We start from the raw sequence: 21,827 nt of genomic DNA, 5'->3' as shown, positions 1-21,827 counted from the left end.
CCGCCTTCAGCCTAAGCGACGGTGCGCTTCCCAGCGATCGGGGTGTCGCCTTCAAGGTCATCGAAGAAATTCAGGACTTCCCGGGCGTATGCCTCAGGGCGGAGCGAAGGGATGCCGTGTCCGGTCGCTTTGAACATGAGCTGGCGAGCCGCGGGTAGCTGGCGCGCCATGACTTCGGAGGCGCTGCGGACGGGGTCGTCTTCGCCGATGCACACGAGCACAGGCATCGTCAGCCGCTCACCGACGATGGAAACGAGGCCCGGGCGCTCTTGCCGTACTCGGGCGGCGCCGAGGAAGCCTTCGCGGGATAGGCGGGAGTACCGCTTGCGGATGCCTTCGGCGAGGAACGGATCGGCCACGTCCTTCGCCGCGCGCTTGCCCAGTTCGGCAGTGCCGAAGCGATCCACGATCTCGGTCTGTGCGGTGATGCGTTCTTCTCGCTGCCGGTATTTGTCGTCGTAATCGGGGTGCTCGAACGCCGCTGAAGTGTCGCTCAGCACAAGCCCGGCGATCCGTTCGGGCCAGGTTACGGCGAACTGGAGGGCAACCATCCCACCGAAGCTGCAGCCTGCGAGGGCGCAGATGTCGACTTCCAGGTGGTCTAGCAAGGCCTTCAGGTCGTCGGCGTACTGCTCGATCGTGTACGAATCAAGGTCGTCCGGTGCCGAGGTAGCGCCGTGGCCACGCAGGTCAGGCGCGATCACGTGATAGTCCTGGCTGAGTTCGCCGGCGATGGGGAGCCACATCCGGTTGTCGCTCGTGAAGCCGTGCAGGAGGACGACGGCCGGCGATTCAAGATCACCGGCCTGCTCATAGAAGATCGTGAAGCCGTCGCGGCTGAACTCGGCCATGCAGCCATTGTATAAGGGGTTGCCCGCAGGCGGGGAATCGCCGGGGTTGAAGCTGGTCCGGTAGGCACGGGGCCGCTTCGGGGTTGTCCGGCGGGTATCTGGCAGTACGCAGACGTGGGGTTTTCGGGAGTGTTGTGGGCTCTACGGCGGCCCGGTAAGGCGGGCTGTCCTCGTTTGATCGCCTCTAGGGCCGATGGTATAACTCGCTTTGCTACACGATTCACAAAGTAGCCCGGGCCGCTTTGCGCCCGGGCCGCGTCATGGGGAGGCCGGCTGGATGGAATTCGCAAATCTGCCGCACGACTTCGCCGAGACGTTGGAGCTTGTCTTCGTCGGGATCACCATCATCGTTTCACTCGCCATCATGGTTGCCTTCGGCGCCTGGTGGCAGAGGTAATCGCAGATGGCCGTCGAAGCACCAGCCAAACCAACCCTCGCCGATAAGATCTACGACAAGATGTTCCATAACTACGTGTGGAAGTCCATCTTCCGCACGGGTTACCCGAACACGCCTCGAAACCAGATGCTGGTCGTGGCGACGAACGTCTTCCTCCACCTGCATCCGACGCGTATCCATCGCACGCACGTGAAGATCACGCACACCTACTGCCTGGGCGGGCTCTCGTTCTTCATGTTCCTCGGCCTCACGGTGACGGGCATCCTTCTGATGTTCTACTACGTGCCCAGTGTCGAACGCGCCTACCTGGACATGCAGAACATCACGACGACGGTGCAGTTCGGGCAGCTGATGCGGAACATGCACCGCTGGATGGCCCACGCAATGGTCATCCTCGTGTTCATGCACATGATGCGGGTGTTCTATACGGGCGCTTACAAGCCGCCGCGTGAATTCAACTGGGTAGTCGGCGTCATCCTGCTCGTGCTCACCTTCCTCCTGAGCTTCACGGGGTACCTGCTGCCCTGGGATCAGCTTGCGTTCTGGGCGATCACTGTCGGTACCAACATCGCCGGTTCGGCGCCCGTGCTCGGGCCGAAGACGCGATTCTGGCTGCTTGGCGGGTTCGAAGTCGGCGCGGATTCGTTGATTCGGTTCTACACGCTCCACGTCATCGGCCTGCCGCTCCTGGCCGCAATCTTCATGGCTGTCCATTTCTGGCGAATCCGCCGCGATGGTGGCCTTGCCCGCCCGCTCTAGGGCGGGCGTACCGGGCCCCGTGGCCCAATTTCCGAGAGAAGAGGGGAACGCATGGCAACCGCAGTCGTAGCCCGGCCCGTCGCCCGCCCACAGGCGCGCGCGCGAGACGAGGAAGTCCTCGTCTGGCCGGATCTGGTGTTCGTGGAATTCATCGCGGCGCTGCTTTTCACGATCACGCTCTTCATCCTTTCGGTCGTGATCAATGCTCCACTGCTGGATCAGGCGAACGCCGATGTGACGCCGAACCCCTCCAAGGCGCCCTGGTATCTCCTGAACCTCCAGGAACTCCTCCTCCACATGAATGCCGCCATGGCCGGCATCATCGTGCCGACGGTCTGGCTCATCATCCTCGGTGCATTCCCCTACTTCGACCGCGACACGGACGGCCAGGGAGCCTGGTTCGGCACCGAAGGAGCCGTGCGGCTTACCGTCGTAAGCGGCATCGTCGGCTTCGTCGGCACCTGGGCTCTCATCCTCTGGGACTCGGGCAAGGTCGCATTCTTCCTCAACGACTGGTTCGGGCTTTCCGGTGGCGACACCATGCGCTTCCTCGAAAACGTCCGGTCGATGCAGTCCCAGCTCCCCTGGCCCGAGTGGGCGAGCAAGATTACCTACCTGCCGTTCAACCTGAAGTTGCTCGATGGCACGGGCTCGGGCGGACCGACGACGTTCCAGCACCTCGACTTCCCGGGCTGGCTCGTCGAACAGGGCATCCCGACCGCCCTGCTCGTCGGTCTTCCGTCGCTGATGATCTACACGCTGTGGCGGATGGGCTGGGTGGTCAACCGCCGCGACGCTCTCCTGGCGCTCTTCAGCGGCTTCGTCGCTTCATATGGCGTACTCACGCTCTGCGGGACTGCGTTCCGCGGCCAGGGCCAGGAGCTGGTGTTCCCCTGGGAACTCAAGGTGAGCGAAGGCATTCCTGGCCAGGAGGCGGGTCACTAAATGGCTGCAGAACCTACCGCACCTCGCGGCGGGCGCATCGAACGCGCCCGCCAGATCGAGTCTCGAAAGCTCGCCCGGCGGTCTTTCCTCCGGGTCAGTGCTTTCGCCGGCCTCTCCCTCTTCGTCGGTTCAATGACGGCCGGGTTCCTCGGCTTCTTTAACCGCCTGAAGCCGGTGGGCTTCGGCGGCGTCGTCACCGTTGCGGCCAGCCGCGTCCCGGCGCCAGGCGCGGAACCGGTCAGGATCTCCGAGGCCAAGGCCTGGGTGGTGAACCTCTCGGGTCCGGAAGGCGATGTCCTTGGGGTTGGCGGGACCGGGGGAATCATGGCGCTCTACTGGAAGTGCCCGCACCTGGGATGCAGCGTGCCGTGGAACCCGGGTTTCAACGGGGCCGCGGTGAACTTCCCCGGAGTCGTCGGGTGGTTCCGTTGCCCGTGCCACGGTTCGACCTACTCACGGGCCGGTATTCGCGTTTTCGGCCCCGCGCCCCGACCGATGGACACGATGGCTATCACCGTCAACGGCGATGGCTCAATCAGTCTGAACACCGGCGTCATCACCAGTGGCGCCTCCGACAACCCGCTTCGCGCGGTTTCGTACAACGGGTAGGCGGAGGGTCGATTGAACACCCAGAAACAAATCGTCCTGATGGTCGCCCTCATGTTCCTCCTCGTCGGAGGGTGCGCGGCCTACACCGCTATCGAACTCCCCGTACGGGCGCCGGACCAGGCTGACTGGACGCGCGACCAGTCGCTCGAACGCGGGGCTCTTCTTTTCGCGAACAACTGCCGGACCTGCCATGGAAACCGCGGTGACGGCAGCATCGGGCCGCAACTGCTGAACAACGAGACCACACAATTCCAGGACCAGGACCCGCTGAAGCTGGCTGCGAACCGGACTCTCCTTCGGCGCACGTTGAGCTGCGGTCGCGCGGGTACGCTCATGCCTGCATGGCTGACGGCCAACGGCGGCTCGCTCAACGCTATCCAGATCGAGCACATCGTTGACTTCCTGACCTCTCCGATCGTGATCACCCCCGAGGGCGATGCGACTTCGGACTGGTGGGACGAAGCCGAGGAGTTCGCGCACAACCTGAACGGCGAAGTCGCCGTCCTCATCGGCGGCGATACGCTCGTCGGCCTCGCGAAGTCCCACGGCATCGGCCCGAAGATCCTCGCTGACTACAACCAGCTGCCCGTGGATGGCTTCATCAAGAAGGGAACCGAGGTCAAGATCCCGGCGATCAACGGCAAGGACGGCTACATCTACACCGTCTACAAGGACAATGAAACCTTCACCAAGATCTCCGAGTCCCAGTTCTTCGGGGCCCGCATCCTGGCTGAGCTGAACAGCATCTCGTATGCGTTCAGTGAGAAGCGCGGGACAGCCACGATGCAGCTCAAGACGGCCAGCGGGGTCGATGTTGCCGGGCTCTTCCCGGGCGTGACCAGGCTGGCCTTCCCGACCGGGTCGACCTACACCGTCCAGGCAGGTGACACGGTCGATTCGATTGCGGAGACGCATGGCCTGAGTACTGCCTCGATTGTCGACCTGAACAAGGGCATTCTCGCGGGCCTCGAGACGAGTGACGACATCCCGACTGAGCGCACCCTGGCGCTGCCGAAACAGATCGCCATCGTGCAGGCTGGCCAGACACTCGGCACCATCGCCCAGCTGCACGGTGTACTGCTCGGCGACCTGGCCGCCGCAAACGCGCTCTCCGAAGACGCTATTGTTGCGCCCGGCGCCCAGCTCACCCTGCCGGCGGACGCCAACTACGTCGTCCAGCCCGGCGACACATGGGCGCTCGTGGCTACCCTCCACGGTACCACCTCGGCAGACCTGGCCGGCAAAAACGGCCAGACCCCCGGTGATGCGCTCTCTCCTGAAGTCATCCTCCGGATGCCGGACATCACCGCCTACGTCGTCCAGGGAGACTCCCTCGCGGATGCCGCGCAGGCGTTCGTGAACGTGACCGCGGCGAGCCTCGCCGAAAAGAACGGAGTGGAGGAGAACAGCGTCCTCGCCGTCGGCACCTCGCTTCACCTCCCCGAAACCGCCTACGGCAGTGCCCCGGGCGATGCGAAGAACACGGGCACGGCGTGCGTCCAGTACGCGGTCTCGGCCAGCGGGTTCGACAAGGTGCTCGGGAACGTCGCCGAGGTGACCAAGCCGCCGACAGCCTCGACCGAGGTGAAGGTGGAAGCTCACGCGAATGACTGGACGGTGACCGCAGACGGTACGGCGCAGGCGCCGAACAAGGGTGTCGCTTTGATTGCCAAGGGCACGCAGGTCGTGTTCTCGTCAATCGTCGGTCTTCACAACATCAAGCTGAACGGCACGGTCGAGGGTGCGGACCTGAAAGAGGGCGACAAGCGGACGCTCACTTTCAACGACCCGGGCGAATTCCTCATCGAGTGCAGCTACCATCCTGACATGTGGGCAACGTTCTACGTCGAGTAGAGAGACTGCCTCTCGAGACAGGAAAGAGGGGCCTTTGGGCCCCTCTTTGTTTGACCATCGAATCTGGCGTCGGTAGCATCCAGCGTACATTTGGCCCCGGCCCCGCGCCGGAAAACTGAAAGAGGTTTGCTATGGCAGCAGCACAAACAGGCAAGCGTTACGTCGTCCCGGGCGGCGTCGCGGAGTTCATCGTCACCAAGGGTGGGGCAGGCGAGCTCCGGTGCGGTGATGCGGCTATGCAGATGCGCGGCGCCGAGGATGCCTCGGTCAAAGTCGATACCGCCGGCATGGACGCCGTTCAGCTCGGGAAGCGCTACAAGGACGAAGAGACCGGCATCGAAGTCCTCGTGGTCAAGCCGGGTCCATGCGCTCTGAACGTGGATGGCCGGGCGATGGAGCTTCTCCAGCCCAAGGTCCTTCCTTCCGCCGACTGAGCCGCAAGGTTCGCGTCTGCAGCTGACTACCGGGGCCGCCAGGCCCCGGTTCCGCGTCCGGCATCAGAGGAGGCCCCATGGCCGCAGAAGCCTTTACCCGAGCCGATGGCCCCGGGCACTACGTCGTCAACCGGATATCGCGCGGCCCGTGGGACCCGAATTCGTTGCACGCGCGTGTGCTTGCCGGGCTCTTTGGCCACGAAGTCGAGATCGGCTACGGCGGCGACGACTTCCATGTGGCGCGGCTCACGATCGATCTCTACCGGCTGCCGACACTCGCGCCATGTGAGATCGCCAGCCGCTATGTCCGCGAGGGGAACCGGATCCGCGTGGTCGAGGTTGAATACTTGTCGCAGGGCGTTTCCTACGCGCGGGGGACGGCGGTGCTCCTGAAGCGCGCCGAAAACCCGACGGGCACCGTCTGGGCCCCGCCGGATTGGACGGCGCCGAAGCCGGGAGAGCTGCCTGAGCAACGGATGGGCGCGGGCATCGCGAGCGTGAACTGGGAGCCGATGTGGGAAACCCGGGCTGTGACTTCCCGTGATCCCCAGAACGTCGTTCAGGGCGCGGCCTGGCTGCGTGAAACTCGGCAATTGGTCGAAGGCGTTGATCTGACGCCTTTTGTCCGCGCGGCTTCGGCGGCGGATTGGACGAACCCGGCCGCGAACTGGGGCAGCAATGGCCTCGAGTTCATCAACGCAGACATAACGCTGTACCTCCATCGGTACCCGCGGGGCGAATGGGTCGGTTTCCACGTGGCATCGCACCACTCGGCCGATGGCATTGCGGTGGGCGAATGCACGATGTACGACGAGGAGGGCGCGATCGGGAGCAGCACCGTCTGTGCCATCGCGCAGCGGCGGAAGGCCTGATCCCCCGGGCCCCGCATTATCGCCAGGGCGCTCACTTCCAGCAGCGTCGCGCGGGCACGCCTCGCCGCGCTAAACTCGTTTCGTGAGCCTGGAGAAAGCAATTGAAGGCCAGATCCAGGAGGCGATGGCGGCCGGAGCCTTCGATAACCTCCCGGGCAGGGGCAAGCCTTTCGTCTGGAACAACGAAGCCGAATCGGCGGCGGGAGATAACTGGCTCGGATTCAAGCTGCTACGGGACGGGGGTTACCTGCCCGAGTGGCTCAACCTGGGCAGGGAGATCGAGATAGACCTCGAAGCCCTGGCGGTCATCGACCGGAACCACCAGGACTACTGTGAAAGCGCGGATAGCGCGGACGCATGGGTGCGCATCGGGTCGGCCGTGGACCGGCTGCGCGTGAGCTACGAGAAGAGAGCGCGGGAGATCCGCAAGAAGCAGGACCGTTTCAACCACGATGCGCCGGGCGTGCGCACGCAGCGTCCGGGGATCTGGGTTGAACATCACATCGAGCGGCTCATCGGCCGCGAACGGGCAGCTCACCGGCCGGATTAGGGAGCCTCCTCTTTTCGCTTTGGCGGTTCCTCTGTTACGGTAACTTTCCTGCGGCCCCGAACGGGGCAATTCCGTGCGCACGAAGGCGAGGTGATCTCCCCTCTTGGCAGAAGTCATCGTCGGCGATGGTGAACCTTTCGAGTCTGCTCTCAAGCGCTTCAACAAGCGCGTTCAACAGGATGGAATCCTGGCCGAGGCGCGGCGTCGCGAGCACTATGAAAAGCCGAGCGTCAAGCGCAAGAAGAAGGAAGCAGCCCGCCTGCGGAAGCTCCGCAAGAAGCAGCTCCGGAGTGAAGCCCGCGCAGCCAGCAGGCGCTAATCCCGGCCCTTCGAACTCGAACCCTCGTGGGCCCGGCACTTCCGCCGGGCCCGCTCCATTTCCGGGAGTCACAACTGATGACCTCGCTCAAGGAACGCATTCAGGCCGATCTCGTGGACGCCATGCGCAAGAAGGAAGAGACGCGGAAGTCCGCCCTGCGGATGCTCATCGCGGCTATCCGTAATGCAGAGATCCGCACGCCGCCGCCTGGAGCGACGGACGAGCAGCTTGCCGAAATGGCAAAGCTGCCGCCGCTTTCGCTCGGCGACGACGACGTGCTCTCGCTCATCCAGAAGCAGCTCAAACAGCGCCGGGACAGCATCGACCAGTTCGAAAAGGCAAAGCGGACCGACCTCGCGGACAAGGAACGCGCCGAAGCAGCGATCCTCGAGGTCTTCCTCCCTCAGCAGGCGAGCGCCGAGGAGCTCGAAGCGGCGGCCGCAAAGGTCATCTCGGAGACGGGTGCAGTCGGCCCTCGAGACATGGGGAAGGTGATGCCTGTGCTGACGAAACAGTTCGCCGGGCGGGCCGACGGCCGCCTCATCAATGAGACCGTACGCAGGCTGCTGGGGGCCTGAGTGGCCATCCGCGGGGTGCTCTTCGACTGGGATGGCACGATCGTCCGGCGTGACTCAGCAGCGGCCGCGGCGCCTATCGCCGCCGTTGCTTCATTTGCCCGGCGGCGGCTCGAAGTCGATGTGGACGGCGCCGCGTTGGAGCGCGCCTTCCAGGCTGTCCTTCCGGAGTACCGTCCCGGTTCGACGGAAACCGCTGCCCACGTCAGCAGGCTCCTCGGAGCGGCGTTCACATGGCTCGGTCTCGCCCTTGGCGGGGGAGACATCGACGCCTGCGCGCGCGTGTTCTTCAGTGATTCGATGCAGGGCCTCGCCGTCTACGATGACGCCCGCGCCCTGCTTGCCTCGCTGCGCTACCGCGGGTATCGCACCGGTGTGGTTACCAACTCCATCTTCCCGGCATCGCTGTTCGGGCCAAAGGTGAACGAACTTGGGCTCGCGGGTTACCTGGACGCATTCGTTTCTTCAGCTGATGTCGGCCTTGGGAAACCGAATCCGAGTCCCTACCTCAAGGCACTCGACGAACTGGGAATAGACGCCCAGGAGAGCATCTTCGTTGGCGATACCGTGGAAACCGACATCGTTGGTGCGCGGGCGGCCGGCATGCGGGCCGTCCTGCTCGAACGCAGTGACCGCGCGCGGGACCGTTCGGGATTCCTGGTCATCGAACGACTGACGGCCCTCAACGAATTTCTCGGAGAAGGCACCGTCGTCTAAGAGGAAGATGTTGCCCATTGCGAGCGGGAGCCCTCTGGTATCCTGCGTCCACATGGACTGGCGACCGTCTCGCAGGCCCGTCTCGAGGACCACGGCCGGGCTCTTCGGGCTCGTCATCACCGCGGTCATACTGCCCCTCGTGGTCCCGCTCTTCCGCTTCGATGGCGGGCTGCAGGAGGGGGATGTCGCCTCGAGCACGTTCTCGGCTGCGCATGAGGCGAGCTTCGAATCGGCCACACTGACCGAAGCCGCGCGCAACGAGGCCGCCCAGTCGGTACCCGAGCAGGCGCTGCCCGTAGACACCGCCCTGCGTGACCAGTCGATCGAGAAGGCGACTCGCTACCTCGACCTGGTGCGAGCCATCGTTGTCCGGACGGACCTCAGCGCCCAGCTGAAGCAGGAGGCGATCTCCAGGCTCAGCTCTCCACAACCGTTCACCAACCGTGAACGCGCGATCTTCCAGTCGTTCGATGCCGCGGCCTTGCAGAGCCTCTCCCGAAAGGTGACAACCGGCCTCAGCGACATCATGGGTTCGCCGCTGAAGACCGAACAGATCGACGCCGCGATCCGTGAACACGTGGCTACGGCGCCGCAGCCCGTGGCTACCGCAGAGGAAGGCGAAGCGCTGGCGGCGATGCTGCGGGTGTTTGCCGTGGAAACGTTTCGGATCGACGTGATGGCAACCGAGCAGAAGCGGGCGGAGGCCCGCCAGCAGGTCGCGCCCGTGTTTCGCACCTTCGCCGCCCGGCAGGTGATCGTCACCGAGGGTCAGGAGATCTCCGCCCAGGACATCGAGGCCTTGAAGGCCACCGGGGTGATCGATGACGGGGTAGACCTCTTCGCGGCTGCCGGTGGCGCGATCATCGCGCTCGTCGCGGGCATCCTTGCCGGGTGTTACGTTTACCTGTTCCAGCCGTTCCCGAGCCCGGCAAGCCGTCGCATGGCGCTCGTCGCGGTGAGCTTCGGGGCGGTACTCGTCTCCGCCCGCGTGGCACTCCCGCTGGTAACACCGGATTCCGACCATCGTTACCTGGCGTTCGCGCTCCCGGTTGCGACAGCGGCGATTATCGCCTCGTGCTTCGGTGACCTCTCGTTTGCCGTGCTCATCGCCTGTCTCGCGGGGCTCATGGCCGCCTTCATCGGAGGCACGGCGCCGCAAATAGCGGGCACCTCCTACGTGGGGTCGCTCCAATCGCTCGAGCTGGGGATGGCATATACAGCTGCGGGGCTGGCCGGCGCCGCAGCCGTCCACCGCGCGAGCAGGCTCAGCCGGTTCGCCGTCGCCGCCCTGGCAGTTACCGCTGCCACGGGCGCCGTGATGTGCGTTTTCTGGCTCGTCTCCTCTCAGCGGGCGAACGTCGACCTCGCCTGGATCGCTCTTGCCGCGGGTTTGCACGGTCTTGGAGCGGCGGTGCTCTCCGTAGGCGTCTTCGTCGTCCTGGCGATGGTCTTCGGCATTACGACGAGGCTCCAACTGATGGAACTCGCCCAGGCCGAACACCCGCTCCTTCGCCGGCTCCAGGAAGAAGCACCGGGCACGTACCACCACAGCATGCTGGTCGGCGCCCTCGCCGAACGGGCCGCGATCCAGGTGGGTGCGGACCCACTCCTCGTCCGGGTCGGGGCGTATTACCACGACATCGGAAAGTTGGTCATGCCTCAGTACTACGTGGAGAACATGCTCGACGGCGCCCCAAGCCCCCACGAACAGATGGAACCGGCGGAGAGCGCCAGGATCATACGAGCCCATGTTACGAACGGGCTGGAGCTCGGGAAGAAGTACCGCTTGCCGGGCCTCGTGCGCGACTTCATCCCGCAACATCACGGCACGCGCCTCGTGACGTACTTCTACCGCCGGGCGGCCTCCAGCGGCGAGCCGTTGGTCGTCGCGGACTACCGTTACGAAGGTCCTCGCCCGCAGGCGCGGGAGGCCGCCATCGTCATGCTCGCCGACTCCTGCGAGGCGGTGGCGCGGGCCCGCCAGGATGAGGGCGCGCCATCGCTCGACCAGATGGTCGATGCGGTGTTCGCCGAGCGGCTCGCCGAGGGTCAGCTGGATCAGTGCGACATTACTCTTCGCGACCTGCAGGCTGTCGCCGCCAGCTTCAAGGCGACTCTCCGCGCGGTCTATCATCCGCGGGTCGCCTATCCCTCTCCGACGCCGGAGGAGATCGCGACGCTCGCCCGCGGCGAAACACCGGTCGCGCCGTAGACCACCGCGCGTGTTCCTGAGTCCGGGCGCGAAACAGGTGCCCGCAATCTGCCCGCCTTCGTTACACTCCCCGAACCACAACGCGGAGGCTTCTGACCATGGCCGGGACTGTCCTGTACGAACGCAGCGGGCGCATTGCCACGATTACCTACAACCGCCCCGAAGCGCTGAACGCCATCAATGGTGAACTGCGCACGGACCTCGATGCCTGCTGGGCTCAGTTCCGAGACGATGACGATGCCTGGGTTGCGATTGTGACCGGTGCGGGTCGGGCGTTTAGCGCTGGCGCCGACCTTCGCGATTCAGCCCGGCCGCGTGGCACGACTCACTGGGAGACTCCCAGCCTGACATCCCTCGAAAACGGCATCGAGATCTGGAAGCCGACGATTGCCGCGGTAAACGGCTACTGCCTCGGCTTCGCGTGCACCCTTGTCGCGGCCTGCGACTTCGTGATCGCAAGTGAGCGCGCCGAGTTCGGGTTCCCGGAGGTCCGCATCGGTGTCCCGACCATCCAGGGATCCATCCGGATGCCTCAGAAGGTTGGCTGGCAGAACGCGATGGAGTTGCTCCTGATCGGCGAACGGGTGAATGCCCAGCGGGCGAAGGAGATGGGACTCGCCTGGAAGGTTGTCCCCCACGACACCCTGATGGACGAAGCCCGCGCCCTGGCGGAACGCCTCTGCAAGTCCGCGCCACTTGCCGTCCGGGCGACGAAAGAGGTTGCATGGCGCGGCCAGCAAATGCCGTGGGTGGATGCCATCCGCTTCGGCGAGACGATGCGCCGGGTCGCCGGGGCGACGGACGATGCCCGGGAAGGCGGCTCGGCAGCGCGCGAGAAGCGCGACCCGAACTGGCAGGCCCGTTAGCGAAGGTTCAGCGCAAGGCCGCCAGCACAATGTCCCGCGCGATGGGGCCAGCCTCGATCGAGCCTGATTGGCCCTCATCCAGGACCACGGCCGCCACGGCCCCCGGCGATGCCGCGGGGGACATCGCCACGAAGAGGACGTGCTGCTGCGTGCCCACGTCTTCGGCGGTACCCGACTTGCCCGCGAAGTCGGTGTACCCGGCGAATGCGAACGCTGCGGAAGCAGTACCTCGCGCGCTGGTGACCAGCTTGAGGCCGTTCATCAGGTGGCTCCACTGGGCATCGTCCAGCGGGATCTCCCCCTTCTTCGTGTTCGGCTCGCTGGTCAACAATCGTGGAGTGCGAAGCTCCCGCGCCACGAATGCAGAGTAGGCGTTGGCGAGCTGGAGAGGGGTAATGAGCAGGTCACCCTGACCGATCCCGAGGTTCACCTCATCGCCGGGATACCACGGCTGGCCCGTCTTGGCGCGCTTCTGCTGGGCGTCGGGGACCAGGCCGGCCTCTTCGCTGAGGCCGACGAGGCCGGTGGTGGCGCCGAAGCCGAACATCCGGGCAGTCCGGGAGAGCGCCCCGTCCGTATTGTTGTAGAGCGTCAGCGCGATTTCGTAGAACACGGGGTTGCACGAGCGCATGAGCCCCTCGGCGATCGTGAGAGCCCCCTGGCCCCCTTCCCAGTTCCGCCTCGGAGGGTCGACGCCGGTCCAGATTGAACCGCATTCGAGTCGATCGGTGACCTTGTATCCACCGTAAAGAAGACCGGCCGCTCCGGTGATGAGTTTGAAGGTTGAACCAGCGGAGTAGAGGCCAGTCGTCGCGCGGTTCGCGAGCGGGCCGTTCGTCGCGCCGGTGATGGCCGCCAGGGCCGCCGCGTCGTTTCGCTCGAAGGCGTCAGGGTCGAAAGAGGGGGAGCTGTTGAGGGCAAGGATCCCGTTCGTCGAGGGATCGATGACGACGGCCGCGCCCGCGCGGGAGCCGAGGCGGGCATAGGCTGTCCGCAGGGCTCCGGCGTCGAGCGTCGTCTGGACGTCTTTCCCCTGGACGAAGGGCCGGCTCGAAACCACCTTCGCGATCTCGCCCGAAGCCTCGACAAGGCGCAGTTCGGCACCGATGGAACCGGCAAGCACCCGCTCCTGCGACGCCTCGATACCGGTTGCGCCCTCGCGGTCGCCGGCGCGCAGGCCGGTGCCCCGCTTCGCCGCCAGCTCCTCCGCGGTCAGTTCGCTGGTGTAGCCCACGACATGTGCTGCTGCAGCCCCGAGCGGGTGCACGCGCTGAGATTCGAAGTACAGCACCACTCCAGGGATGGCGCGCAGCACGGAGGACGCCTCGTTCTTGTCCGCCGGGATCGCGCCCACGCGAACCCGCTGGCTTGGCCCGGCGCCGCTCGAGAAGGCGGCATCGACCTGCTCTTGGCTGAAACCGAATTCCACCAGCGCGGTCTTCAGGGCAGCCGTGTCCTTCACAAGGCTGCGGTTGAGCCCGACGAAGCGGAGGTCGACGGTGGCGGCGAGGACCTCGTCGTTACGGTCCAGGATCCGGCCGCGAATTGGGCGCTGGATGACGCTCTTGAACTCGCGCCCGCCCTGCATGTCCGGGTGGATGGACTCGGGCGTCCATTCCACGGCCCAACCCGACGGGGTCTGGGAGAGGTTAAGCGGTGTGGTGTATTCGATCTCGCCGAAATAGGCTGTAGCCAGGTGCACAGCAAGCGTCGAGCCGCCTGCTGAAGCCGACTGGACCGTGGCTTTCAGCGACGTCTGGGTCAGTTCGTTGGCGAACAGGCGGTATGTCTCGGCGAAGACCTCGGGCGGATACCGGCGTTGGGCGGCGGGCGAAAGGAGCAGGTAGAGCGCGTCCGGATCATCGAGCGTCCAGGCTTTGGCGAACGCCGAAGCCGTGGATCCCGGAGAACCCGGAGTGTCATCGACGATGGAGGCGGCAGCCTGATCGTCGCCATCGCGCGAAAGCACGCACTTCGCGCCGGCAAACGCGCCGCCGACCAGCAGCCCGATGAACACCGCAGAGAGAAAGACGGCCCGAACGCCCATGGTCCACCGCTTCAGCCACCCCGTGCTGCTGATTGTAGCAGCGGCAGCAGTCTGCGCGGCGATGCTTTCCCTCGCCTGTAGAAACGACGAGGAAACGCCGGCCGGGACAGAAGGCACGTCAGGCCCCGGGCCGACAGTCGTCCGCCCGGAGCCCACGGGCGAACCGCGGGGCATGCTCCTCGGTTTCAGTTCTCTTCCACCCGAGCGCACGAACGAGTCCTACATCCAGGCCTTCGCCACGGCTGCCCAGTATGCGGATGTGGTCCTGGTGCAGCGCACGCCGCCGTGGGAAGACTTCATGGCAGGCGGCCAGGTCTCCAGGCAGACCGCCGACACCACGCGCCTCGAAACGAGCCTGCTCGACCAGTACGGCAACCTGAAACTCTTCTACTCCATCGACCCGACGGACGGCGTCGTCCAGCGCAGCCGCACCGCGAACCTTCCCCCATCCATCGACCCCGCCGCCGGGTTCACGGATTCGCGTGTGCGTGATGCATTCATCGCTTACGCCGCCTACGTCGCCAAGAACTACCAGCCGGAATACCTCGCCCTGGGGGTTGAGGTGAACATGACCTTCGAACGCGCGCCGGAGCAGTTCGAGGCCTTCGTCACCCTCTACGCTGAAGCCTACGAAGTGGTGAAGGGGAACAGCCCGAAGACGAAGGTTTTCCCAACCTTCCAGCTCGAAGACCTGGAAGGGGCGTTCGGGATCGTGCATCCCCCGCGGTGGGAGATCTTCGATCGTTTCCGGGGACGCATGGACGTCCTTGCCATCAGCACATACCCATTCCTTGGGGAGGCCCGCAGCGCGGCCGACGTCCGCGGCGACTACTACTCGCAGCTGAAGACCCATTGGGACGGGGAGATCATTATCTCGGAAACCGGCTACGCCTCGGCTCCGGTCGAGGGCCGGGTGACAGTCGGCACCGAGACTGACCAGCAGGCATATGTGGAGCGCCTGCTCCGCGAAGCCAACGAGCTCGGATTCGCGATGGTCGTTTGGTTCGCGGCGCTCGACCCGGCGTTCGCCAGTTCGGGCGCGACGGTGGTGTTCAAGGACATCGGTCTGCGCAAGAGCGACGGGTCGAACAAGCTCGCCTGGGCGACGTGGGAAGAGTGGTCGCGACGCCCCCTGGGCGACTGAGCGCCCTGCAGCGCCGATCTGCCGGCTCGTGGCTACTTGGCGGGCGCGCCCGGCTCCCGTAGCGTATGGCTGTGGGAAGCGCGTTTAAAGTCGGGCGGGTCTTCGGGATCGTCATCGAGATCCATCCGTCATGGTTGCTCATCCTCGCTTTTCTCTCGTGGTCGTTGAGTGACGGCCTCTTTCCGGACCAGTACAAGTCGTGGAGCACTGCCGCCTATTGGGCGACCGGGATCACCGCCGCAGTCCTGCTCTTCGCGACGGTCCTCATCCACGAGCTTGCCCACGCACTTGTCGCGAAGCGCCGCGGGCTCGATGTGCCGCGCATCACGCTCTTCATCTTCGGTGGCGTCTCGCACCTCGAACGCCAGCCGTCGTCTGCGGGCGAGGAGTTCCAGATAGCGGCCGCGGGGCCTGCCACGAGCCTGGTCATCGCCGCCATCACCGGCCTCGGCGGGCTGCTCATCCGGGGGACGGTCGAACAACTCGAGGCCATCTGCTTCTACCTCGCCTTCGTGAACGTGGCACTCGCGGTCTTCAATATCCTCCCGGGATTCCCGCTCGACGGCGGCCGAGTCCTTCGCTCCATCGCCTGGAAGCGCACGGGCAGCTTCCGCAAGGCCACGCGCATCGCTTCCTCGGTGGGAGAGATGTTCGGCTACGGGCTCATCATCCTCGGCTTCATCATCCTGCTCACAGGCGGCCTGCTCGACGGGCTGTGGCTTGCCTTCATCGGCTGGTTTCTCCTCGGCGCTGCCCGGAACGAAGCAGCCGGCACCCAGCTCGAAGGCGTCCTCAGCCGCCTGACGGCCCGCCAGGTGATGCGCGAGGACTTCCGCAGCGTCACCCCCGGGACTCCCCTGCAGGAGATCGTTGACGACCTGATGGTCGGCCACGGCGAGCGCGCGGTGATCGTCGCGAACGACGGTGGTGTCCTTGGCATCATCACCGTAAACGACATCCGGGCCGTCCCGCGGGAAGCATGGACGAACACTCCGGCCCAGGCAGTCATGACCCCGCGCGCAAACGTCCTCACGGTCGAAGCCAACCGGCCCGCGCTCGAAGTCCTGATGCTGATCGGCGAGAAAGGCCTGAACCAGGTGCCAGTGCTCGACGACGGCCGCATGGTCGGCCTCGTCACGCGTCGCGAAATCCTCGAGCGCGTCCAGCTCGCCGAGACACTCCGTCCCGATGATGGAGCCCAGGAGCCATCCGCGGCGCCGCGCGGCTAGGCTGTCGCTGGAGTTCCCCAACGAGGATGGGCGTCCCGGTGAAGGGTGGAAATCTCCCCCTCCTAACCCTCCTGCCCGCTACCATAGCCACATGCCAGTAGACCAGTCCGCCCTCGACGCCGTTGCGCTTTCCCGCGCCGAATACGACCTCCTGGTTCAGCAGTTGGGCCGCGAACCCAACGAGGTCGAACTCGGCATGTTCGGCTCGCTCTGGAGCGAGCATTGCGGCTACAAGAACAGCAAGCCGCTGCTCAAGCTCTTCCCTTCGGGTGGGGACCACATCTTGACGAAAGTCGGCGCGGAAAATGCCGGCGCAATCGACATCGGCGACGGGCTCTGCGTGGTGATGAAGGTCGAATCCCACAATCACCCCTCGGCGATTGAGCCCTATCAGGGCGCGGCGACGGGCGTCGGCGGCATTGTCCGCGACATCTTCGCGATGGGCGCCTATCCCATCGCGATCCTCGATTCGCTCCGCTTTGGTCCGCCGGATGACCCGCAGAATCGGTACCTGTTCGATGGCGTCGTCGGGGGTATCGGCGGGTATGGCAACTGCCTCGGGATCCCCACGGTCGGGGGCGAAGTGGTTTTCGCCGAGGCCTACAACGGCAACCCGCTGGTAAACGCGATGTGTGTGGGCGTCGCGGAAACGAAGAAGCTCTTGAGCGCGAAGGCGCAGGGAGAGGGCAGCGTCCTCCTGCTGGCTGGGTCGGATACCGGCCGGGATGGAATCCATGGCGCGAGTGGTCTCGCCAGCCGCACCGACCCGGAAGCGCGCTTCGAAGAGATGCGGCCGGCGGTGCAAGTCGGCAACCCGTTCATGGAGAAGCTCCTGATGGAGGCCTGCTACGAGCTTGCTTCCGAGCACGGCGATTGGATCGTCGGGCTCCAGGACCTCGGTGCGGCGGGCCTTACGAGCTCCGTGGTTGAGTGCTGCGCGAAGGGCGGCGCCGGCGCCATTCTGGACCTCGACAACGTCCCCCGCCGCGAAGCGGGCATGACGCCCTACGAGGTCATGCTCAGCGAGAGCCAGGAGCGCATGCTCATCATTGCGAAGAAGGAGCATGTCGACGACGTGCGTTCGCTCTTCCACCATTGGGAGCTTCACTGCGAGCCCATCGGCGTCGTCACGGCTGGCCGCGACGTGGTGATCCAGTCCGGTGGCGAGGAAGTCGCCCGCGTCCCGTTCGATATCGCCACAGAGCCGCCGCAGTACCGCCGGAACGGCGTCCGTCCGCAGGAACTCACGGAACTCAACACGTTCGACCTCGGGTCCGTCGCGGATACCGCGCCCGCCGACGCTACAGACACGCTTCTCAGGCTCCTCGCTCGCCCCAACATCGCCTCGAAGCGCGGGGTGTTTCGCCGCTACGACCACCAGGTGTTGAACAACACCGTCGTCCCGCCCGGTGGCGATGCGGCCGTCATCCGCGTACCGGGGACGAACAAGGCCATCGCTGTCTCGACGGACTGCAACGGCCGGCTCTGCTACCTCGATCCGTACGCCGGAGGGGCCATCGCCGTGGCCGAATCGGCCCGGAACGTCGTCTGCACCGGTGCGACCCCGGTTGCTGTCACCGACTGCCTGAACTTCGGCAACCCGGAGAAACTCGACGTCTACTACACGCTCGAGCAGGCGGTCCGAGGTATCTCCGAGGCGTGCCTCGTCTTCGGGACTCCAGTTGTCAGCGGCAACGTCAGCCTCTTCAACGAAACCGCCGGGCGGCCGGTCTATCCCACGCCGGTGATCGGGATGCTCGGCATCCTCGACGATGCCTCGAAGGCGCTCCGCTCGGCGTTCGAAGGCGCTGGCCGGCCCGTGTTCCTCGTCGGTGCGGCGCTGGAGCAGAGCCCGGAAACGCTTGCCGGAAGCGAGTACCTCGAAGCCGTGCATGGAAGAGTCGCCGGGCTGCCCCGCCTGAACCTCGAGGCCGAGCGCCGCCTGCACCAGCTCATCCTCCGCGCCCATGCCGAAGGGCTCTTGGCCTCTGCCCACGACTGTTCCGATGGCGGCCTCGCCGTCGCGGTCGCGGAGAGCGCCGTCCTGGGGAACCAGGGCTTCGAAGGCTCGGCCACGTTCGCGGGGCGTCTCGATGCCGCGCTCTTCGGTGAGGGCCAGGGACGGATCGTGGTCAGCCTCAACGGCGGCGCCGAGGCACGCCTGGCAGACCTCGCGCAGGAGTCCGGAGTGACGGTCTCCCGTCTCGGGTCGACCGTCGCGGGTGATGGCTTCACCCTCGGCCCCATCTCGTCCAACCTGGCGGCGATTCGCGAAGCCTACGAGTCGCTGGTGTAGTTCTGGCCCGCCATACGCCCTGAGGGCGGGAGTTCCCTGGTTCAGTCGAAGACGTACTTCACGCCGCCGCCCGAGAATCCCCCGCTGAAGCGCAGTTCCAGGACTTCCGCGTCTTCCGGCACGACGAAAACCGCCTGAACGGTCGCGGTGCCAAACGCGGAGACGTTTGCCGGTGCGGTCACGTTGTTCACGCCGATCACGGCGGCGCTGAACGTACTCGTTTTCCGATCGCCGTCCTCTGCGTATGCGACCTTGACCCGCGCCGCGTCGCGTTCGACGAGGGCGCCGCTGCCCGTGCCGTTCACGACGGTCCATTGGAAGACGATCATCCGCTCTCCGGGCGCGGGCCGAATGATCTCAGCGAGGCTTTCGCCGGGGTCCACAGCACGCGTCAGACGGAGGAGAACTTCCTCGGTGCCGAAGTCCTCACGGAAGCGGTGCGACGGCTGTTGTTGCCCGGAGACCACCCGGTCGTAGTCCAGGTTGTCGGCAGTGACGTAGTTGTCGCCGACGGCGGCGGCAGCGACGAAAATGGCGGCGTATCCGGCTGCAACCAGGCCGCCAATGATCCCGTTCGCCACGGTCGCACCGTTGCTTGCCGGTCCGTCTTCGGCGGAGAGTCCGTACGGCGGGAAACGGTCGTTGAACGAGGCGAAGTAACCCATGGTCCGCCAGTACCATCGCTGAACGCCGACTGTGAACTGGAAAAGGCCGCGCGGGTAGCGGCCGGTAAACAGGATGGCGAACCAGGCGATGACGGTGACGGCGACCACCGCGATGCCAAGGAACGAGAGCACGATCCAGTGAGGGATCAGCAGGATCGACTTCCAGAGCAAGACTCGCCAGCGGCTCAGGTGTCCCGACGGGGGCTCGTCGAAATTCAGCGAGACCGGGCTCTCTTCCTTCGAGAAGCTCGGGAACCTGTCGGTGAGGAGGAGCCAGTAGGAATGGCTGCGCGCGGCATAGGCGAACGAGCCTGAAAGCCCGGAGAACAACCAACCGGGGTACTTTCGCCGCCAGAAGACCGCGGTGAAGCCGATCAACAAGGCGAACTGCGCGAAGTACTGGAAGAGTGGGAGGAGTACCAGGAGGGGGATGACCGTGATCCCGCGGATAAGCGTCGTCCAGCGACTGAGGTGTTCCGGGTACTCCACCTCGAACTCCATGGGGTAGCGTTCGCGAGGCGGCGGGACCCACTTCGGTGTCGAAGGCTGTGGACCATTGGCCGGCGCCGTGTTGGGGGGAGGTGGAGGCGCCCAGGAAGGCGGAAGAGCGGTCTGGAGTGGCGGTGGTGGCGAGTCGGGCGCCGCCGGAGGTAGCAGCGGCGGTGTTGCCGATGGCCCGCCTCCGCGGCGCTCTTCGTATTCCTCTTGCGAGATCAGCCCGCGTTCACGCAGGCGAGCCAGCATCTCCGCGCCGGATTCGACCGGCGGCGGCTCAGGAGGCGGGGGCGGCGCCGGGTCTCCAAGCGCCGGTTCCCATGACCACGGTTGCTGTGCAGGCGGTTCGCCGGCGGAAGCGTCCGGCTCCTCCGCCGGGTCGTTCGAAGATGGCGGTGTCGTCATCGCTAGTCATCGCTCCTGCGGCGCGTCCGCCTGCTGGCGACTGGGCCGAGTGCGATTCTAACTCAGGCTGAACGGAGGGTACTGGTCCGTGAGAAGCGAACCGTAGGCGCCCACTCGCGTCTGCCAGCGCAGCGTTCCCGCCAGGAAGTTGTGCATGCCGGCAGGCACCGAGCCGGTGAAGAGCGCCACCAGCCAGGAGATCATCAGCACCACACCAGCTGCGATGAGTACGAAGTACAGGACGAGGATCTGGGGGATCAGCATGAAGTAGCGGAAGAACACGGTCAGGCGGTTGCGGCCCTCGATCTGTCCTTCAGCAATGAGCCGGACGGGATAGGCCGCGTCGACGCCCATTGCAAACGGCGGATAGGCCCCGGTGAGGAGGAATGCGTACCCGGAGTACCTCGTCTGCCAGTGCATCGCGTTGATAGCAAAATTCATCAGGCCGGCCGGGTACTTGCCGGTGAAGAGGATGGCGAACCATGCGAGCAGGGTGACGACGGAGACCGCGACACCGATGAACTCGAGGATGATGACGTGGGGGATGATCATGATCATGCGGAAGAGGACGGTCAGGCGGCTTTGCGGGGTCGCATCATCGACTTCCAGGCCGATCGGGTAGGCGGGGGCCATACTCACGAGGGTGTCCCTTCGGCCGGCCGCGTGGATCCAGCCTGCACCGAATTTCCCGGCGATGCCGGTATCTGACACCGTTGTACGCCCGCTTACACGGCTGTGTAAAGATTTTGCGACAGGTTCGTGGCGAGAATCGTGGTTCGCCCCTAGGGGATGGCCGCCGCGCGGCGGGGCGCTGCGGGACATGAGGCGGCGCGGGTAGGGTCCGTCCTGGCGGTCACCAGAGATGGAGTCGCGGGTTCGGGCGGTTAGCCGACGAGTGCCACAGCCTGGCCAATCAGCGATTCCCACATCCGATTGCCGTCGCTGCCGCCCACCAGGGCCTCTCCGGCACGCTCGGGGTGGGGCATCATGCCGAGGACGTTCCCACGGGCGTTGATGATCCCGGCAATGTTGCGCGCGCTCCCGTTGGGGTTCGCCGCCGGCGTCACCTCGCCTGCGGCGTCGCAGTAGCGGAAGACCACCCGGCCCTTCAGTTCCAGTTCATCGAGCGTCTTTGCATCGGCGTAGTAGTTGCCTTCTCCGTGGGAGATGGGCACGCGGATGACTTCCCCATCCGCGATGCCATCCGCCCATGGTGTAGCCCCGCCCTCGCGGCGGAGGTGGACCCACTCGCAACGGAACTCCAGGCTCTGGTTCCGCATGAGCGCGCCGGGAAGCAGGTGGCTTTCGCAGAGTACCTGGAAGCCGTTGCAGATGCCGATCACGGGTTTGCCGGCCTCGGCGAAGCTGGCGACCGCTTCCATTACCGGCGAAAAGCGGGCGATTGCGCCCGTCCGGAGGTAATCCCCGTAGGAGAAGCCGCCGGGCAGCACCACCGCATCGAACCGTGAGAGGTCCGTTTCGCGGTGCCAGAGAATCTCGGCTTGCTGTTCGAGAACGTTGTGGAGGACGTGATAGCAGTCCCTGTCGCTCCAGGTCCCGGGGAAGCGGATGATCGCGAACTTCAT

Annotated in this window: 20 protein-coding genes; 15 read left to right on the top strand and 5 right to left on the bottom strand. The window is 65.4% G+C overall.

Annotated elements, in window-relative coordinates:
- Positions 1-11: 11 nt before the first annotated feature.
- Positions 12-851 (bottom strand): alpha/beta hydrolase, encoded by an 840-nt coding sequence (locus IPG14_RS13285; RefSeq protein WP_343392126.1) that lies wholly within the window; start codon positions 849-851, stop codon positions 12-14.
- Positions 852-1,254: 403 nt separating this feature from the next.
- Between IPG14_RS13285 and extP the strand changes: the two genes are divergently transcribed.
- From extP to IPG14_RS13225, 12 genes are all read left to right on the top strand, one after another.
- Positions 1,255-2,007, top strand: coding sequence for a selenite/tellurite reduction operon b-type cytochrome ExtP (extP, locus tag IPG14_RS13280; protein WP_343386029.1), 753 nt, complete (start codon positions 1,255-1,257; stop codon positions 2,005-2,007).
- A 51-nt stretch (positions 2,008-2,058) separates the two neighbouring features.
- Positions 2,059-2,952 (top strand): hypothetical protein, encoded by an 894-nt coding sequence (locus IPG14_RS13275; protein ID WP_343386028.1) that lies wholly within the window; start codon positions 2,059-2,061, stop codon positions 2,950-2,952.
- Positions 2,953-3,561, top strand: a complete 609-nt coding sequence (locus tag IPG14_RS13270; protein WP_343386027.1) for a Rieske 2Fe-2S domain-containing protein — start codon at positions 2,953-2,955, stop codon at positions 3,559-3,561.
- Between the two features lie 12 nt (positions 3,562-3,573).
- Positions 3,574-5,415, top strand: coding sequence for a LysM peptidoglycan-binding domain-containing protein (locus IPG14_RS13265; RefSeq protein WP_343386026.1), 1,842 nt, complete (start codon positions 3,574-3,576; stop codon positions 5,413-5,415).
- A 131-nt stretch (positions 5,416-5,546) separates the two neighbouring features.
- Positions 5,547-5,849, top strand: coding sequence for a hypothetical protein (locus tag IPG14_RS13260; RefSeq protein ID WP_343387493.1), 303 nt, complete (start codon positions 5,547-5,549; stop codon positions 5,847-5,849).
- 77 nt (positions 5,850-5,926) lie between these two features.
- Positions 5,927-6,721 (top strand): thioesterase family protein, encoded by a 795-nt coding sequence (locus tag IPG14_RS13255; RefSeq protein WP_343392125.1) that lies wholly within the window; start codon positions 5,927-5,929, stop codon positions 6,719-6,721.
- Between the two features lie 82 nt (positions 6,722-6,803).
- The gene (locus tag IPG14_RS13250) at positions 6,804-7,271 is read left to right on the top strand and encodes a DUF1992 domain-containing protein (RefSeq protein WP_343387495.1); all 468 of its coding nucleotides are present in this window, start codon (positions 6,804-6,806) and stop codon (positions 7,269-7,271) included.
- Positions 7,272-7,374: 103 nt separating this feature from the next.
- Positions 7,375-7,590: a 30S ribosomal protein S21 gene (rpsU, locus tag IPG14_RS13245; RefSeq protein ID WP_343386022.1), complete on the top strand. Its 216-nt coding sequence runs from the start codon at positions 7,375-7,377 to the stop codon at positions 7,588-7,590.
- 77 nt (positions 7,591-7,667) lie between these two features.
- Positions 7,668-8,168 (top strand): GatB/YqeY domain-containing protein, encoded by a 501-nt coding sequence (locus IPG14_RS13240; RefSeq protein ID WP_343386021.1) that lies wholly within the window; start codon positions 7,668-7,670, stop codon positions 8,166-8,168.
- Positions 8,169-8,882 carry an HAD family hydrolase gene (locus IPG14_RS13235; protein WP_343386020.1) on the top strand — a complete coding sequence of 238 codons (714 nt, stop codon included), beginning with the start codon at positions 8,169-8,171 and terminating at the stop codon, positions 8,880-8,882. It begins immediately after the preceding gene.
- A 52-nt stretch (positions 8,883-8,934) separates the two neighbouring features.
- Positions 8,935-11,094, top strand: coding sequence for an HDIG domain-containing metalloprotein (locus tag IPG14_RS13230; protein WP_343392124.1), 2,160 nt, complete (start codon positions 8,935-8,937; stop codon positions 11,092-11,094).
- 98 nt (positions 11,095-11,192) lie between these two features.
- Positions 11,193-11,960 (top strand): enoyl-CoA hydratase-related protein, encoded by a 768-nt coding sequence (locus IPG14_RS13225; protein ID WP_343387497.1) that lies wholly within the window; start codon positions 11,193-11,195, stop codon positions 11,958-11,960.
- 7 nt (positions 11,961-11,967) lie between these two features.
- On the opposite strand, the gene IPG14_RS13220 is transcribed toward IPG14_RS13225, so the two are convergent.
- Positions 11,968-14,007, bottom strand: coding sequence for a penicillin-binding transpeptidase domain-containing protein (locus tag IPG14_RS13220; protein ID WP_343386017.1), 2,040 nt, complete (start codon positions 14,005-14,007; stop codon positions 11,968-11,970).
- Between IPG14_RS13220 and IPG14_RS13215 the strand changes: the two genes are divergently transcribed.
- The 3 genes from IPG14_RS13215 (at position 13,970) to purL (ending at position 18,676) form a co-directional block, all read left to right on the top strand.
- Positions 13,970-15,151, top strand: coding sequence for a hypothetical protein (locus IPG14_RS13215; protein WP_343392123.1), 1,182 nt, complete (start codon positions 13,970-13,972; stop codon positions 15,149-15,151). The genes IPG14_RS13220 and IPG14_RS13215 overlap by 38 nt on opposite strands.
- Before the next feature lie 71 nt (positions 15,152-15,222).
- Positions 15,223-16,380 (top strand): site-2 protease family protein, encoded by a 1,158-nt coding sequence (locus IPG14_RS13210; RefSeq protein ID WP_343386015.1) that lies wholly within the window; start codon positions 15,223-15,225, stop codon positions 16,378-16,380.
- A 91-nt stretch (positions 16,381-16,471) separates the two neighbouring features.
- Entirely contained in the window at positions 16,472-18,676 is a 2,205-nt protein-coding gene (purL, locus tag IPG14_RS13205) for a phosphoribosylformylglycinamidine synthase subunit PurL (protein ID WP_343392122.1), read from the top strand.
- Positions 18,677-18,717: 41 nt separating this feature from the next.
- Here the strand turns inward: purL and IPG14_RS13200 are convergent, their stop codons facing one another.
- The 3 genes from IPG14_RS13200 to purQ form a co-directional block, all read right to left on the bottom strand.
- Positions 18,718-20,241 (bottom strand): DUF4389 domain-containing protein, encoded by a 1,524-nt coding sequence (locus tag IPG14_RS13200; RefSeq protein WP_343392121.1) that lies wholly within the window; start codon positions 20,239-20,241, stop codon positions 18,718-18,720.
- 57 nt (positions 20,242-20,298) lie between these two features.
- Positions 20,299-20,874 carry a DUF4389 domain-containing protein gene (locus tag IPG14_RS13195; protein ID WP_343386012.1) on the bottom strand — a complete coding sequence of 192 codons (576 nt, stop codon included), beginning with the start codon at positions 20,872-20,874 and terminating at the stop codon, positions 20,299-20,301.
- 251 nt (positions 20,875-21,125) lie between these two features.
- Positions 21,126-21,827 carry a phosphoribosylformylglycinamidine synthase subunit PurQ gene (gene purQ / locus IPG14_RS13190; RefSeq protein ID WP_343386011.1) on the bottom strand — a complete coding sequence of 234 codons (702 nt, stop codon included), beginning with the start codon at positions 21,825-21,827 and terminating at the stop codon, positions 21,126-21,128.

Source organism: Candidatus Amarobacter glycogenicus (genome assembly GCF_016704105.1).
GTDB classification, from domain to species: Bacteria; Chloroflexota; Dehalococcoidia; order Tepidiformales; family Tepidiformaceae; genus Amarobacter; species Amarobacter glycogenicus.
The sequence above is the reverse complement of the archived record's forward strand: the minus strand, read 5'-3'. Positions and strand labels throughout refer to the sequence as shown.

Excerpts from the sequence above, each read along its gene's own strand:
- IPG14_RS13270 (WP_343386027.1), top strand. The coding sequence starts at position 2,953 with ATGGCTGCAGAACCTACCGCACCTCGCGGCGGGCGCATCGAACGCGCC.
- IPG14_RS13255 (WP_343392125.1), top strand. The coding sequence starts at position 5,927 with ATGGCCGCAGAAGCCTTTACCCGAGCCGATGGCCCCGGGCACTACGTC.
- extP (WP_343386029.1), top strand. The coding sequence starts at position 1,255 with ATGGCCGTCGAAGCACCAGCCAAACCAACCCTCGCCGATAAGATCTAC.
- IPG14_RS13225 (WP_343387497.1), top strand. The coding sequence starts at position 11,193 with ATGGCCGGGACTGTCCTGTACGAACGCAGCGGGCGCATTGCCACGATT.
- IPG14_RS13230 (WP_343392124.1), top strand. The coding sequence starts at position 8,935 with ATGGACTGGCGACCGTCTCGCAGGCCCGTCTCGAGGACCACGGCCGGG.
- IPG14_RS13260 (WP_343387493.1), top strand. The coding sequence starts at position 5,547 with ATGGCAGCAGCACAAACAGGCAAGCGTTACGTCGTCCCGGGCGGCGTC.
- IPG14_RS13240 (WP_343386021.1), top strand. The coding sequence starts at position 7,668 with ATGACCTCGCTCAAGGAACGCATTCAGGCCGATCTCGTGGACGCCATG.
- IPG14_RS13215 (WP_343392123.1), top strand. The coding sequence starts at position 13,970 with ATGAACACCGCAGAGAGAAAGACGGCCCGAACGCCCATGGTCCACCGC.
- IPG14_RS13285 (WP_343392126.1), bottom strand. The coding sequence starts at position 851 with ATGGCCGAGTTCAGCCGCGACGGCTTCACGATCTTCTATGAGCAGGCC.
- IPG14_RS13275 (WP_343386028.1), top strand. The coding sequence starts at position 2,059 with ATGGCAACCGCAGTCGTAGCCCGGCCCGTCGCCCGCCCACAGGCGCGC.
- purL (WP_343392122.1), top strand. The coding sequence starts at position 16,472 with ATGCCAGTAGACCAGTCCGCCCTCGACGCCGTTGCGCTTTCCCGCGCC.
- IPG14_RS13200 (WP_343392121.1), bottom strand. The coding sequence starts at position 20,241 with ATGACGACACCGCCATCTTCGAACGACCCGGCGGAGGAGCCGGACGCT.
- IPG14_RS13195 (WP_343386012.1), bottom strand. The coding sequence starts at position 20,874 with ATGGCCCCCGCCTACCCGATCGGCCTGGAAGTCGATGATGCGACCCCG.
- IPG14_RS13220 (WP_343386017.1), bottom strand. The coding sequence starts at position 14,007 with ATGGGCGTTCGGGCCGTCTTTCTCTCTGCGGTGTTCATCGGGCTGCTG.
- purQ (WP_343386011.1), bottom strand. The coding sequence starts at position 21,827 with ATGAAGTTCGCGATCATCCGCTTCCCCGGGACCTGGAGCGACAGGGAC.